15 protein-coding genes and 1 riboswitch are annotated in these 14,106 nt (G+C 37.7%); of the genes, 13 read left to right on the top strand and 2 right to left on the bottom strand.

Annotated features, from left to right (window positions below; all coding sequences use genetic code 11):
- Positions 1-293: 293 nt before the first annotated feature.
- A riboswitch (FMN riboswitch) is annotated at positions 294-437 on the top strand.
- Between the two features lie 154 nt (positions 438-591).
- Complete coding sequence (locus NST66_RS21085; RefSeq protein WP_028411530.1) at positions 592-1,167, top strand: ECF transporter S component; 576 nt, start codon at positions 592-594, stop codon at positions 1,165-1,167.
- Positions 1,168-1,248: 81 nt separating this feature from the next.
- Here the strand turns inward: NST66_RS21085 and NST66_RS21080 are convergent, their stop codons facing one another.
- Positions 1,249-1,497, bottom strand: coding sequence for a ferredoxin (locus NST66_RS21080; protein WP_013059046.1), 249 nt, complete (start codon positions 1,495-1,497; stop codon positions 1,249-1,251).
- A 257-nt stretch (positions 1,498-1,754) separates the two neighbouring features.
- Here NST66_RS21080 and NST66_RS21075 point away from each other — a divergent pair, with 257 nt between their 5' ends.
- The 10 genes from NST66_RS21075 to NST66_RS21030 all read left to right on the top strand — a co-directional run bounded on the left by NST66_RS21075 (position 1,755) and on the right by NST66_RS21030 (position 11,187).
- Entirely contained in the window at positions 1,755-2,804 is a 1,050-nt protein-coding gene (locus tag NST66_RS21075) for a helix-turn-helix domain-containing protein (protein ID WP_049166180.1), read from the top strand.
- A 23-nt stretch (positions 2,805-2,827) separates the two neighbouring features.
- Positions 2,828-4,345, top strand: coding sequence for a RecQ family ATP-dependent DNA helicase (locus NST66_RS21070; protein ID WP_028411528.1), 1,518 nt, complete (start codon positions 2,828-2,830; stop codon positions 4,343-4,345).
- On the top strand, positions 4,345-4,950 hold the full coding sequence (locus tag NST66_RS21065) for a CPBP family intramembrane glutamic endopeptidase (RefSeq protein ID WP_028411527.1): 606 nt from the start codon (positions 4,345-4,347) through the stop codon (positions 4,948-4,950). Before NST66_RS21070 ends, NST66_RS21065 begins: the two co-directional genes overlap by 1 nt.
- An 88-nt stretch (positions 4,951-5,038) precedes the next feature.
- Entirely contained in the window at positions 5,039-5,494 is a 456-nt protein-coding gene (locus NST66_RS21060) for a DUF2663 family protein (protein ID WP_033579743.1), read from the top strand.
- A gap of 54 nt (positions 5,495-5,548) precedes the next feature.
- On the top strand, positions 5,549-5,923 hold the full coding sequence (locus tag NST66_RS21055; protein ID WP_028411525.1) for a hypothetical protein: 375 nt from the start codon (positions 5,549-5,551) through the stop codon (positions 5,921-5,923).
- A gap of 20 nt (positions 5,924-5,943) precedes the next feature.
- A complete protein-coding gene (locus NST66_RS21050; protein ID WP_028411524.1) occupies positions 5,944-6,711 on the top strand; it encodes a metallophosphoesterase in 768 nt (255 codons plus the stop codon).
- Positions 6,712-6,818: 107 nt separating this feature from the next.
- On the top strand, positions 6,819-7,730 hold the full coding sequence (locus NST66_RS21045; RefSeq protein ID WP_028411523.1) for a MerR family transcriptional regulator: 912 nt from the start codon (positions 6,819-6,821) through the stop codon (positions 7,728-7,730).
- A gap of 127 nt (positions 7,731-7,857) precedes the next feature.
- Entirely contained in the window at positions 7,858-8,460 is a 603-nt protein-coding gene (locus NST66_RS21040) for a genetic competence negative regulator (RefSeq protein ID WP_025750420.1), read from the top strand.
- Positions 8,461-8,817: 357 nt separating this feature from the next.
- Complete coding sequence (locus tag NST66_RS21035) at positions 8,818-10,083, top strand: Glu/Leu/Phe/Val family dehydrogenase (protein ID WP_370506064.1); 1,266 nt, start codon at positions 8,818-8,820, stop codon at positions 10,081-10,083.
- Positions 10,084-10,215: 132 nt separating this feature from the next.
- Positions 10,216-11,187 carry a YpdA family putative bacillithiol disulfide reductase gene (locus NST66_RS21030; protein WP_098626945.1) on the top strand — a complete coding sequence of 324 codons (972 nt, stop codon included), beginning with the start codon at positions 10,216-10,218 and terminating at the stop codon, positions 11,185-11,187.
- Between the two features lie 19 nt (positions 11,188-11,206).
- Here the strand turns inward: NST66_RS21030 and NST66_RS21025 are convergent, their stop codons facing one another.
- Entirely contained in the window at positions 11,207-12,178 is a 972-nt protein-coding gene (locus tag NST66_RS21025; protein WP_028411521.1) for an asparaginase, read from the bottom strand.
- A gap of 198 nt (positions 12,179-12,376) precedes the next feature.
- On the opposite strand from NST66_RS21025, the gene prsW reads away from it, so the two are divergent.
- Together prsW and sleB are read left to right on the top strand one after the other, a co-directional pair.
- Complete coding sequence (gene prsW / locus NST66_RS21020; protein WP_028411520.1) at positions 12,377-13,027, top strand: glutamic-type intramembrane protease PrsW; 651 nt, start codon at positions 12,377-12,379, stop codon at positions 13,025-13,027.
- 145 nt (positions 13,028-13,172) lie between these two features.
- A complete protein-coding gene (gene sleB, locus NST66_RS21015; protein WP_028411519.1) occupies positions 13,173-14,105 on the top strand; it encodes a spore cortex-lytic enzyme in 933 nt (310 codons plus the stop codon).
- The last annotated feature ends 1 nt before the right edge of the window (position 14,106 follow it).

The raw sequence follows: 14,106 nt of genomic DNA, 5'->3' as shown, positions 1-14,106 counted from the left end.
AACATCTCCCTTGGATTTTACTATCATCAAATATTTGATAATTTACCATGTTAAAAAAATTCTGTCAATTATATTTTTTAAACTTTACAATTAGTTATCAAATATACAATTGTAAACGTAAAATTGAAACTATAAATATGTCATAATGCTGTTGGTTATGCACTTATTTCCTTATTTTACATATAAAACAGTAATGAAGTTTATAAAAGACATCAATTTAATAGGAATTAAAAAAACTTCTTTATTTACTTTTAATTCGAGATAACATATAATAAATTCATAATTAAATATTGGTCTATCTTCGGGGCAGGGTGAAATTCCCGACCGGCGGTAAAAAAACAAATTGTTTTGAGCCCGCGAGCTTATATGTAATACATACGAGCAGATTTGGTGAAATTCCAAAGCCGACAGTACAGTCTGGATGGGAGAAGGTGGAGGTTCAGCGTTCAAAACCTAATGTGATGAACGTTTATTAAATATGCCTGCCATGTCTCCTCTCAACGAATCATTTGTTGAGAGGTTTTTGCGTGGGGATATGAAGTTGAACCTTTCTTCTTTGAAGAGTGGATCACAAAGAAGGAGAGAGGCAAGATGCAACAAAGTAAGAAAACTCAAAAGCTGGTTATACTAGGAATGTTAAGCAGTATTGCTTACATTTTAATGATGATTAATTTTCCGATTCCTGGATTACCTCCGTTTTTAACAATTGATTTTAGCGAAATTCCTGCACTCGTAGCAGCACTTGTATTTGGACCTATGGCTGCTGTTATAGTAGAAGGAATAAAAAATTTATTGAATTATTTAATTCAAGGAAGTGCTACAGGGGTTCCGGTTGGTCAAGTGGCGAACTTTGTAGCTGGTTTACTGTTCGTTCTTCCTGTATCATATATGTTCCGTCGATTTAAAACAGCTAAAGGCGTAACGATAGGTTTGGTTACGGGTACGGTTGTAATGACGGTACTCATGGCTGTCTTAAATTATTATGTCTTTTTACCAGCGTATACAATCTTCTTACAATCGCCAGAAATGTCTAGTGAACAAGCGCGTCAATATATCGTTGCAGGTATTTTGCCGTTTAACTTAATAAAAGGAGCAGCAACAGGGGTTATTTTTGTCTTATTGTTTTCAAAAATGAAGCAATGGATCACGCGCCGCGTTGCTGTTTAATTCAATCGCTCTCCCGGGGAGAGCGATTTTTATATATAAAAAAACCTGCAGCATGTACTATACTACAGGTTTGTTCAATACTTATTCGAATTTATTAGCATCGCCTTCGAATTTTTCATCCGCTACGCGAATTGAATCCGTAGGGCAGCCTTCCATTGCATCCATCATATCATCTTCTAGATCTTCTGGAATTTCTACTACACCTTGGTTATCATCTAATGTTACGAATGCAATACCTTCATCATCATAATCATAAATGTCTGGTGCTGCTGCTCCGCAAGCGCCGCATGCGATGCAAGTATCTTTATCAACAATTGTATATTTTGGCATAACAAGACCTCCTGTAAAGTGTTCGAAAATTTCTCATTATATAATCTCTTCGCGAATCAAGAGTGAAATTTCTCCTTATTCATTGTAAAATGATTTATAAAACTTTTCAATAGAAAAGTCACTGAGAATGCTTATCAAATCAAGGTTTCTTCACTTATCCAAACGTTTTGATACATAAAGGAAAGAGCTAAAAAGCCTTTATCTCACATGCTATTGGTCACTTTTGGTACAATGAATGAGAAAGGAAGTTGACACCTTTGAATTATATTCAAGTTAGCATTTTATTTTGTATAAAACAGTTAAAAGGTGAGCGAACCGCCTATGGTATTTATCATTTATTAACAGGTAAAAAGTCAGCGCAAACAATTCAAGACGGAAAAATTTTTGGAATCTCTTTTCTTTTTCAGTCATTTTTTTACTTAGATAAACGGTCTTTTGAAACCTGCGTTGCATATTTAAAAGAACAGCAGTATATCGAAGAAACTGAAAATCAAAAGTATGTGATGACAGATAAGGGACGAACACGCCTTGAAGATGAACTGACGGCTCGGCCCTTTCATCCAGCTTTAGACGGATGGAAATTCGCAAGCAGTACTCAATTATTTTTAGCAAGAATCACTTTGTTCATTCAGACCTTATCAAACCTACAGTATTTTCAAAAAGGGTTTTTACCCATTTCCAAAAATCCTGAGGTCATTCAATGGGTCAAAACGTATATTATGTCTCAAAAGCAAACGCGTCAAGAGTTAGCCGCCGAGCTATTCAAAGAGCTCCGAACGTGCTTGAAAGATTGTACGGAACGGGATGCGTCTCTTTTTGTTTTGCAACTGACTGGATACGAAAGAGTAGGCTTTACAAAAAATCAGTTAGCATATCAATATGAACTCGATGAGCATTATGTGCATATTCAACTTTTAGGGGTTATTCATCATATCATTGAAAAAGTGAGTCAAAATAATGAAAGCTTTCATGTACTTTCTTCTTTTTTGCATGATCTATATTTAGAATTGCCTTTGACAAGCTCGACGTTAAAAACGTATAGCTGGCTTCAAAAAGGAAAGGCGCTTGAAGAAATTGCTTATATAAGGCGTTTAAAAGAAAGTACAATTGAAGATCATATTGCAGAATTAGCTCTGTTTGTTCCATCTTTTTCAATCGATGCATACGTATCGCCTAAGCAGCAGGAAGAAATTATCTCGGCTTTTGAAAGTTTGCGTACAAATAAATTAAAGGCGATAAAGGAAGAAGTAAAAGACGACGTTACCTATTTTCAGATTCGTCTCGTATTAGCAAAACATTTTACCTGATACTAAAAAAAGTGGTGTTTGATGTGAAGATAGAACAACTTCTACAGAAACAATTTGGCTATAGCCAATTTCGACTAGGACAAAAAGAGATTATTCAAGATATTTTAACAGGTCATAATGTGTTAGCGGTTCTTCCTACAGGAACAGGGAAATCATTGTGCTATCAGCTCCCCGCTTATGTGTTGAACCGACCGGTGCTGATTGTATCTCCTTTAATTTCACTGATGGAAGATCAAGTTCAACAACTAAAGGCAAGTGGAGAAAAGAGAGTTATTGCCTTAAATAGTTTCCTACAACAAGAAGAAAAAAGACGGGCGCTAAAAGATTTAGCTTTTTATCGTTTTATTTATGCATCTCCTGAAATTTTGCAAAACGCTGTTGTGGTAGAAGCATTAAAACAGGCAAAGGTAGGCCTTTTCGTTGTGGACGAGGCGCACTGTATTTCTCAGTGGGGACATGATTTCCGTTTGGATTATCTTCAGTTAGGAGATATATGGAAGGAACTTGGCAGTCCGCTATGTCTGGCACTAACAGGAACTGCGACTAGGGAAGTAGTGGAAGATATTAAGCGCTACTTATCGCTGCCTGCTGTCAACGAGCACATCTATTCCATGAATCGAAGTAATATTGCGATGAAAGTTGATTTTGTTGCAAGTATTGAAGAGAAAAAAGAGAAGTTGCTGATGTACGTTAGTGAACTGCAAAGTCCAGGAATTATCTATTGTTCCAGCCGATCTTGGACAGAAGCATTAACACAGCTTCTAAAGGAAAATGGGATACAGCGAGTGCAGTATTACCATGGGGGAATGGAACCGAATGAAAGAATGCTTGTTCAACAGCAATTTTTAGAAAATCAGCTGGATATCATTTGCTGCACAAGTGCATTTGGAATGGGGGTTAATAAATCGAATGTTCGCTTTGTTATTCATTTTCATACACCTACGCAGCTAGAAGCATACGTACAGGAAATTGGAAGAAGTGGACGCGATCAGCAAAACAGTATTGCGATTTTGCTTTATGCTGAAGGAGACGATGATTTTGCTCATTCTTTACTTGAAATTGAGCTTCCTTCTTCAGATATCATCTTATACTGCCTGTCGTATTTACGAAATCATGATCAGGCCATTCCTTTAAAACAAGTAGAGTCTCATTTTCTTTATACAGTGGGTATTCAAGAAACACATTGGCGATTTATTCGTTATTATTTGTACAGAGAAAATGTAGTGGAAAATGAACATGTTGAACCTAGGAAAATCCCTGAATCGCTGCATGAAACGATTGTTGCAGCTGTAAATAAACGTCTTCGAAACAAACATGACAAGTACCGTGCGATGAAGGAGTTTATTGAGGCAAAAGAATGCCGTCGTCAGGTGCTGCTTGGCTATTTCAATGAGCTGGGAAAATCAGAGCTTCAGAATTGTTGCGATTGCTGCGGATTGGATTTAGAAGCCTATAAAAAAACAAATGGTGAGCAAGAGCAATGGACATTTCAAGGCTGGGAATTAGAATTAGCTCGTTTGCTTCGTCAAGGAGAGATATAATGGCAAAGTCACAGCAAGAGCTTATTTCATCCATGACGGATGCAGAGCTGGTTAAAAATTTATATGTAACGCAGCTGCTCATCTGCTTTATTGCTTTAGGCATCGGTTTTTTCACATTTGATTCGTGGCATTCCTTTTTACAGTTTTTTGAGCTGGATTGGGCTTCTATTTTATTGTACGGGGGAGGTACAGCTCTCTTGGTAGTAGGAGGAGATATGCTTCTAATGAAGTGTGTACCCGAGCATTTATATGATGACGGAGGGATTAATGAACGTTTATTTGCTAATCGTTCCATTCCTCATCTAGCCCTTATTTGCCTAATCGTTGCCTGTTCAGAAGAAATATTATTTCGAGGGGTTATACAAGTTCAGTTTGGCCTTTTTTGGGCGAGTATCGTATTTGCACTCGTTCACATTCGATATTTAAAAAAGTGGTTTCTATTTATTTCGGTTGTGGTTTTAAGCTTTTTAATAGGGTTGCTGTTTTGGTGGACTGAAAATTTGTATGTCACGATTTTTACTCATTTTCTCATTGATTTTTTATTAGGCCTGCAGATACGAAAGTCAAAAGGGAAATCTGTACAGTCAGAAGAACTCATGCAGTAAAGGTTAAGGAAACAGCCATTATTTTCAGTGTTATCCACATAATCTTTTATATTCACTCATATGTTGTACTAGCATACGAGGGGGTGGAATGTTGGAAAACAAGTTGATAGACTTTGAAAGCGATGAAACACTTCAATATATATTAGCGAGCGTTATCAAAAGAAAAGAGACGGTTAATAAGCTGAAAGCTAAAGAGAAAAGATGGAAGCTTTTGTTTTTAGCCAGCGTAACGGCTGTTATTAGCTACTTTTTTTTCATATTTCAAAGCGGTTTTTTTACGACGTTTAGCGAATTTTTCTCATTTTTGTTAGGTAACATAGGGCATTTGATGTTTCTATTGCTTACCGTCTCCCTTTATTTTTATACTGTACAGCTGCAGAAAAAAAGCGAGAAAGCGGAAAAGACTTTTCAAGACTTGCGCTGTGAGATTATTAAAAGAAGCAAAGAGCTATGGGCGACGCCTGAAACATGGGAGAACCGAAAAGAAACGTTCCGCTGGATGCAGTCCACTTATGGAATTAATTTATATCATGAAAATAAATAGAATCGCATGAAAAAGCCTCTTTTTACATAGAAGTTTAGTGAAGGGGGTTTTTTTGTGAGAGATTGGTTTAACTTGCTGGCTGCGTGGTTATGCAGTTATTATATCAGCAGTTTAACGGCTGTAGGCTCAAAAGCTTCGTTAACCTATTTACTTATTCAAATGATTTTACATCCGTTAGATGTGTTTGGTATTATAATCTTATTTTTCACGGCTCTTTTTTGTCTGTCGGCGGCAGTTCGTAAAGTGTTTCTGCAAAGTCGGTTGTTTCTAAAAGGCTATAAGGTAAAATGGCATGAATATCTTGTTTCATGTCTATGTGTGATAGGAGTTTTATCGTTAAGTACAGTTGCGCTTTATCAAGTAGTAGGTTTGTTAACAATTGCGACAATTTATGCCCTTTCTTCTTTAACAGAAACACACCGTGTATAAAATGAAAAGAAGGAGAATATATGGTTATTTCTTTAATTATTTTAGCGTTAGGCATAGGCCTGCTGATTTTTATGTTTTCGGAAGCCCATCGTACATATGTAGAAGAAAGAACGATTCATTTATCAACATTTCCCGGAAATCAGCAGCCTTTACGCCTGTTTTTTATATCGGATGTACATAAGCGAACAGTTTCGTCGAAGCTGTTGGAAAAAATACCTGGTGAAGTAGATTTTGTGATCATAGGCGGTGACTTACTAGAAGGAGGAGTACCTTTATTGCGTGCTCGTCAAAATATTCAAAAGCTTAAAACGCTTGGACCGGTCTATTTTGTATGGGGAAATAATGATTACGAAGTAAGTCAAGTGCAATTGAAGCAGATGCTTAAGGATGAGGGAGTTATTACCCTTAAAAACGAGCATGTCTCTGCAGTTTCTAAACATGGTACTACATGCAATTTTGCGGGAGTAGATGATTTATCCGAAGGTGAGATGGATCTAAAGCGAGCTGTTTCTTCCATTGAACCTGACCAGCTTACCATTCTTCTAAGCCACAATCCTGATGTTATCTATTATGTAGATGAAGAATCAAAAGTAGATTTAATTTTGAGCGGACATACACACGGAGGACAGATACGCTTATTTAATTTTGGTATGTATGAATTAGGAGGGCTGAAAGAGAAAAGACAGATTCCTCTTTTTGTTAGTAATGGATATGGTACAACCTCCCTGCCTCTCCGTTTACAAGCTAGAGCACAAACGCATTATATCACTTTAAAAAGGAAAGAATAGCCTTGAACAAACTCTTTACATAGCATATACAAATTTTACACACAGGATAACTTATCCTATAATTCAATTAATAGAAACAGTTCACGAAGAGTAGTTGGAGGTTACGTATGGCTCACGAAGGGAAGTATAATATTAAAGCCATCTCAAATATGGTCGGGATCCAGCCGGGAACTTTGCGTGCATGGGAACGACGCTATCAAATTTTAAATCCTGTCCGCAATGAATCGGGGCATCGGTTATATACAGAGGAAGATTTGCGGAAATTAAAATGGCTCACGGAAAAAGTGAGCGGAGGTTTTACGATTAGTCAAGCGGTTTCGTTATTAGAAACGGAAAGTAGTACAGTAGGAGCGTTTGAAGAAGAAGGAGAAGTAGATTCCCCTCAGAAAATTAGGGATGAGCTGTTAACGATGCTTCTATCTTTTGAAGAAGGAAAAGCACAGGATTTAATTAATCATGCGTTTAGCCTGTATTCGGTAGAAAAAGTGGTTATTGATATTTTGGGTTCTCTACTCGTGACGGTTGGAGATATGTGGGAAAAAGGGCAAATCACAAGTGCTCATGAGCATTATACGACTCAAGTATTAAAAACGCGTATCAGCATGATTTTTTATTCGCTGCCTTCAAATGGCTTATTGCCTAAAGCGATTGCTGTATGTGGGCCTAATGAGACACATGAAGTTGGACTTCTAGTCTTTACGCTATTTTTACGCCGTAAAGGGTTTGAGGTTATTTATTTAGGAAGCAGCATTGAAGATAAAGATGTTGAGCTAATTGTTAAAGAAGTAGACCCAACGTTTTTATTTATGTCATGCACAATGATGGAAAATGCCGAGAAAACACTGAATTTGACGAACCAAATGATAAAGAAATTCCCGCATCTTAAAGTAGGATTAGGCGGTTATGTGTTTGATGGTTTAGATAGCAAAAGAAAAGGCGAGGCTCAGCCGTTTATTTTAGGAAATACAAAAGAAGAGTGGAACAGCTGGCTAACAAAAAAATTAGCAGAAATTGATTGAGAATAGCTTGTCTTTCCTTTCATAAACCTGTAAACTCGTAAGTAAACATCACGAACCGTTTTCCAAAAAATACATATACTGCATTATCGAACCATGTGGTTATGAGTGCAAGCGGGGAGGGACGCTAATGAGGCTTGAACGATTAAACTATAATAAGCTAAAAGTTTTTTTGACCTACGATGATTTAAAAGAAAGAGGGTTAACAAAAGAAGATCTATGGACAGATACATTCAAAGTAAAACAGCTCTTTCGTGAAATGATAGAGCAAGCTTCTCAAGAACTGAACTTTGAACCTACAAATTCTCTTTCGGTAGAAGTTTTTTCACTTCAAGCACAGGGAATGGTTGTATTTGTGACAAAGCAGTATGAAGAAGAAACCAGCTACGGTGAGTTCGATGAAGACGAGTTCGAGGACTTCATTGAAATGCAGGTCATGCTAGATGAAAGCGAAGACATGTTTTTTGAGTTTGATTCATTTGAAGATGTCATTCAGCTGACCAAGCGCATGTCAAACTTTTACGATACGGATAGCGTGCTCTATTCATTCGAAAAACGTTTTTACGTGCTGTTGGATTATCACATGCTGTCACCGGCTGAAGTTGGGAATATGATTGCGGTTTTGGCGGAGTATGGAAATCCCTCTACAATTACAAAGCACCGCGTAAATGAATATGGAAAAATATTAGTAGAAAAGAGAGCTCTGGAGTATATTAACTCTGTCTTTTCTTAACTGTTTAATTGAAATAATTACACCCGTGAAGGATAAAGCACTTTTATTAAAATAAGAGTGGCTGCACTTTCAGCTTGTACAAAGTTGTTGAAAGTGCTCTTTATCACCGGGTGTTTTTTATTTTTTCAAGACGATTAACGCATACTAGGAAAGAGGCAGACTTAAAACATTGTAGCATACCTTGTAAAGTTATTGGAAGCGTTTTCTTAGAAGAACACAAAAAATACTAAAAGTTCGATATTTTCCTTTGCAATGTAAAACTAAGGGTGTATACTATGTCATGAAAGAAGCACCATTCAATTAAAAACGAATAATTTTCGATACATTTTAGGAGGTTTACAGATGGTAGCCGACAAGATGCAAGACAGTAAAAATAGTCAAGAAGAGAAGCATGATGTTTTAAAATCTACACAAACAGTGATACATAAAGCGTTAGAAAAACTAGGCTATCCTGATGAAGTGTATGAACTATTAAAAGAGCCATTACGAATGATGACAGTAAAAATTCCTGTTCGTATGGATGACGGATCAGTTAAGATTTTTACAGGTCACCGAGCGCAGCATAACGATGCAGTTGGTCCTACGAAAGGTGGAATTCGTTTTCACCCAAACGTAACTGAAAAAGAAGTAAAAGCTCTATCTATATGGATGAGTTTAAAATGTGGAATCGTTGACCTTCCTTACGGTGGAGGAAAAGGTGGAATTGTTTGTGATCCTCGAAATATGTCTTTTGGAGAATTAGAGCGTTTAAGCCGCGGATATGTTCGTGCGATTAGCCAAATTGTTGGACCAACAAAGGATATTCCAGCGCCGGATGTGTTTACAAATTCACAAATTATGGCTTGGATGATGGATGAATACAGCCGGATTGATGAATTTAACTCGCCTGGCTTTATTACTGGAAAGCCCCTTGTCTTAGGTGGTTCGCACGGCCGTGAAACAGCGACTGCAAAAGGAGTAACTATTTGTATTCGTGAAGCAGCGAAAAAACGAGGCATTGAATTACAAGGTGCACGGGTAGTAGTACAAGGGTTTGGAAATGCAGGAAGCTTTTTAGCTAAGTTCATGCACGACGCTGGTGCTAAAATTGTAGGGATATCTGATGCATACGGAGCGCTGCATGATCCTAATGGTTTAGACATTGATTATTTATTAGATCGACGCGATAGCTTTGGTACAGTAACGAAATTATTCAATAATACTATCAGCAACAAAGAGCTGCTTGAACTTGACTGTGACATCCTAGTTCCAGCTGCGATTGAAAATCAAATTACAGAAGAAAATGCCCATAACATTCAAGCGAGTATTGTGGTGGAAGCAGCAAATGGACCAACAACTCTTGAAGCAACGCGCATCTTGTCAGAGAGAGGGATTTTATTAGTTCCAGACGTTTTGGCAAGTGCGGGCGGTGTAACAGTCTCTTATTTTGAATGGGTGCAAAATAACCAAGGTTATTATTGGACGGAAGAAGAAGTAGAAGAAAAGCTTGAAAAAGTAATGGTGAAATCATTTAATAACATCTACGAAACTTCTACAACTCGAAAAGTCGACATGCGTCTAGCTGCTTATATGATAGGCGTAAGAAAAATGGCAGAAGGCTCTCGCTTCAGAGGCTGGATTTAAAAACAGAACAGCAGAACAGCAGAACAATTGCGTAAATAGAAAAAATCTCCTATCATTAATGAGGAGATTTTTTTGTTTTACACTGCGTTAAAATAAAAAAAAGGTGCGTTTACAACTGAAGGAGTGACAGGCATGAAGAAAGAAAAAGTAATTATTGTTGGCGGAGGACCATGCGGGCTTTCAGCAGCTATTGAGCTTCAACATACAGGTATTGATGCCCTTGTAATTGAAAAAGGCAATATTGTGAATGCAATTTATAACTATCCGACCCACCAAACGTTTTTTAGTTCAAGTGAAAAACTAGAAATTGGGGATGTCCCTTTTATTACCGAAAATCGTAAGCCTGTGCGCAACCAAGCTCTTGCTTACTACCGAGAAGTGGTGAAGCGCAAGCAAGTTCGAATTCAGCCGTTTGAACGTGTCTTGCAAGTAGACAAACAAGCGGAAAACCAAATTATTGTCACAACATCCAAAGAGACATATGAAGCGGAGAATGTCATTATAGCTACGGGCTATTACGATCATCCTAATTATATGAATGTTCCTGGTGAAGATTTATCAAAGGTATTTCATTATTTCAAAGAAGCGCATCCGTATTTTGATAAAGATGTAGTCGTTATAGGCGGAAAAAACTCTAGCGTCGATGCAGCTCTGGAATTGGTGAAGTGTGATGCAAGGGTGACGGTTATTTATCGTGGCTCAGATTACTCCCCTAGCGTAAAACCTTGGATATTGCCTGAATTTGAAGCGCTGGTTCGAAATGGAACGATTGGGATGCATTTTAACGCTCATGTAACAAAGATAACGGATGAAACGGTAACATATGAGCAGGAAGGGAAAGAATTTACGATTAGTAACGATTTCGTTTTTGCCATGACTGGCTATCACCCTGATCACTCGTTTTTAACAAAAATGGGTGTGGAATTAGATGATGAAACAGGCCGCCCTTCTTTTAACGAAGAGACGATGGAAACAAACGTGGAAGGAATTTATATCGCTGGTGTGATTGCTGCAGGAAACAATGCTAATGAGATTTTTATTGAAAATGGACGTTTTCATGGGAAATCAATCGCTTCTCATATTATCAACAAAAACAACGCATAGGCTTCTATGCGTTGTTTTACTAATGATTAAATAGCTGCTGCAGCTCATCATGATTCGTTGTTACTTGGAGAGCAACCAACAGTTTAATGCGTGCTTTAGGACCATTTAAGCCATTTGAAAAAATAACGCCCATCTCTTTTAACAGCTTGCCACCGCCTTCATACCCATATACATCTTGAGCAATTCCATTAAAACAGCGAGAAACGAGCACGATGGGTATCTTTCGCTTCAAAAGCAATTGAATTCCTGGAATGGTGAGAGGAGGCAGATTTCCTTGACCGAGGGCTTCAATTACAAGTCCATCAACATTCATTGAAGCCACTGCTTGAAATAAATGGTCGTCCATTCCTGCATAAGCTTTTAATAAAGTGATTTGTTTATCTATTTGATTAACAGGATAAAATTCATGTTCTGTAGGCATGTGGTGAAAAGATACGCCGCGTTTTGTGATTAATCCTATTGGCCCGTACTGAGGGCTTTGAAATGTCGCCACGTTGCTTGTGTGGGTCTTGGTCACATTTTCAGCGGTATGAATTTCATCGTTCATTACAACTAAGACACCTTTTCCTTTTGCCCCGTCACTAATAGCCACCCGAACCGCAGATATAAAATTATAAGGACCGTCTGAACCGATTTCATTGCTTGATCTCATAGCTCCAGTTAAGACAATTGGAATATCTGTATGCACTGTTAAATCTAAAAAATAAGCGGTTTCTTCCAGCGTGTCCGTGCCGTGGGTTAACACGACTGCATCAATTTTGCCTTCATTAATTTTATCGCGTATTTTTTTTGAAAGTATAAGCATTTCCTTAGGAGTAATGTGAGGAGAAGGCAGATGAAATGCTTCTTCTACGATTACATTGGCCATACCTGAAACAGATGATGTTGAGCGGTGAAGGGGGTTTTGAATATCTGGTGCTACCGCTCCAGTTGCCATGTCTTCTTTCATCGAGATTGTGCCACCGGTGTGAAGAATATAAACAGTTTTCATAGAGAGCTCCTTTCAATTTTTCGTATAAGTATGATACATTTTTTGGTATACTTGTTTAAGGTCTTTGTTAGGCTTTGTAAATCGACAGCAAGTTATGTGAGCATTTACATATAAAGATAAGGACATTATAGACGGAGATTTTCATCCTAAAGATAACATGTTACTATTAAAAAAAATAGAGGAGATGAGGCGCTATTTATGTTGGCGATTGTATCTGCAGGCATTGCGCCAGGATTGGCATTGTTAAGTTTTTTTTATTTGAAAGATGAATATGAAACTGAGCCTATTTCAATGGTATTAAAAACATTTATTTTTGGAGCAATGCTTGTTTTGCCAATTATGTTTATTCAATATGTATTTGGTGAAGAACACGTTTTTCAATCACCTTTTCTTGAAGCATTTTTTACAACAAGCTTTTTAGAAGAATTTTTCAAATGGTTCATTTTATATTTCACGATTTATCAGCATGTGGAATTTGATGAGCATTACGATGGAATTGTTTACGGGGCAGCTGTTTCATTAGGTTTTGCTACCGTTGAAAATATTTTATATTTATTTGCAAATGGTTTAGAATCAGCGCTAGGAAGAGCCATTTTACCCGTATCTAGTCATGCTTTATTCGGCGTCATTATGGGGTATTATTTAGGGAAAGCAAAGTTTTCTGAAGGAAAGGAAAAAACGAAGTGGACGCTGTATTCCGTATTTGCGCCGCTCATTTTACATGGAACATATGATTATATTTTAAAAACAATGGATCATTGGGTATTTATTATTATTCCATTTATGATTTATTTATGGTGGCTGGCATTAAGAAAAGTAAAAAAGGCCAAACAGCCATCGATTGTCTAGGCTCAGCTTGTAAATCTTTTTTGAGAGATTTACAAGCTGAGTTTTTTCATTTCGGTAAATTTTGCGCATCTTGTATAAAAAAACAACCTTTACAAAAAATACTCCTATCATCTTATCAGTTACATACGATGTAGGAGGTTTTGTCATGTTATCATTTCGATGTTTTAAAAAGTATGCATGTCTCATATGCATATGTTCATTTATTGCAGCGTCCGTTGTGAGTCCAAAGGCCGCTCACGCGTTTTCAAATCAAGTCATTCAACACGGAGCAGTTGGAGATGACGTTATTGAGCTGCAGTCGAGACTTCAGTATTTAGGTTATTATAACGGGAAAATTGACGGTGTATTTGGATGGAGCACATACTGGGCACTGCGCAATTTTCAATATGAATTTGGCATTAAAAAGATTGACGGTTTAGCAGGCTGGCAAACAAAGATTAAATTAGCTAACGCAACAAAATATCACGAAAGCTATGTGAAAAATCAAATTAGAAAAGGCAATAAGTTTACGCACTATGGCGGTAAGCCTCTTGATCAGCAGTCTAAAGGAAGCGGTAGCAGTGGGAAAAGCAGCGGGAACAATGGTCAGCAAAAAGCACAAAGCGGATCTTCTCAAGCAAAAAAACCTGCCAGTCAGCCGCAGCGTAATACGTCTAAAGGAAATTCTGAACAACAGAAAGAAAAAGCACAAAAGCCAACAGCGGTGAATGTACCGAGCGGGTTTTCACAAAATGATATTCAGCTCATGGCAAATGCTGTGCATGGTGAAGCACGGGGTGAACCATATAATGGCCAAGTAGCCGTAGCGGCCGTTATTTTAAACCGAGTTAACAGTCCGTCATTTCCAAATACAGTCGCTGGAGTTATTTTTGAACCGCGTGCATTTACTGCCGTAGCAGATGGGCAAATTTGGCTTGAACCCAATCCAACATCTAAAAAAGCGGTTATGGATGCGATTAACGGATGGGATCCTACTGGGAATGCTATTTATTACTTTAATCCGGATACAGCAACAAGCGCATGGATTTGGTCACGTCCTCAAATTAAGCAAATCGGGAAACACATTTTCTGTCGATAAA

The sequence above is a fragment of the Priestia sp. FSL W8-0524 genome, from assembly GCF_038005965.1.
GTDB lineage: Bacteria > Bacillota > Bacilli > Bacillales > Bacillaceae_H > Priestia > Priestia zanthoxyli.
Note: the sequence above shows the minus strand (reverse complement) of the source record. Positions and strands in the feature narration are given on the sequence as shown.

What these genes read in the sequence shown, in the direction of transcription:
- NST66_RS21085 (WP_028411530.1), top strand. Translation starts at nt 592, where the DNA reads ATGCAACAAAGTAAGAAAACTCAAAAGCTGGTTATACTAGGAATGTTA.
- NST66_RS21080 (WP_013059046.1), bottom strand. Translation starts at nt 1,497, where the DNA reads ATGCCAAAATATACAATTGTTGATAAAGATACTTGCATCGCATGCGGC.
- NST66_RS21065 (WP_028411527.1), top strand. Translation starts at nt 4,345, where the DNA reads ATGGCAAAGTCACAGCAAGAGCTTATTTCATCCATGACGGATGCAGAG.
- NST66_RS21060 (WP_033579743.1), top strand. Translation starts at nt 5,039, where the DNA reads ATGTTGGAAAACAAGTTGATAGACTTTGAAAGCGATGAAACACTTCAA.
- NST66_RS21050 (WP_028411524.1), top strand. Translation starts at nt 5,944, where the DNA reads ATGGTTATTTCTTTAATTATTTTAGCGTTAGGCATAGGCCTGCTGATT.
- NST66_RS21045 (WP_028411523.1), top strand. Translation starts at nt 6,819, where the DNA reads ATGGCTCACGAAGGGAAGTATAATATTAAAGCCATCTCAAATATGGTC.
- NST66_RS21040 (WP_025750420.1), top strand. Translation starts at nt 7,858, where the DNA reads ATGAGGCTTGAACGATTAAACTATAATAAGCTAAAAGTTTTTTTGACC.
- NST66_RS21035 (WP_370506064.1), top strand. Translation starts at nt 8,818, where the DNA reads ATGCAAGACAGTAAAAATAGTCAAGAAGAGAAGCATGATGTTTTAAAA.
- NST66_RS21030 (WP_098626945.1), top strand. Translation starts at nt 10,216, where the DNA reads ATGAAGAAAGAAAAAGTAATTATTGTTGGCGGAGGACCATGCGGGCTT.
- NST66_RS21025 (WP_028411521.1), bottom strand. Translation starts at nt 12,178, where the DNA reads ATGAAAACTGTTTATATTCTTCACACCGGTGGCACAATCTCGATGAAA.
- prsW (WP_028411520.1), top strand. Translation starts at nt 12,377, where the DNA reads ATGTTGGCGATTGTATCTGCAGGCATTGCGCCAGGATTGGCATTGTTA.
- sleB (WP_028411519.1), top strand. Translation starts at nt 13,173, where the DNA reads ATGTTATCATTTCGATGTTTTAAAAAGTATGCATGTCTCATATGCATA.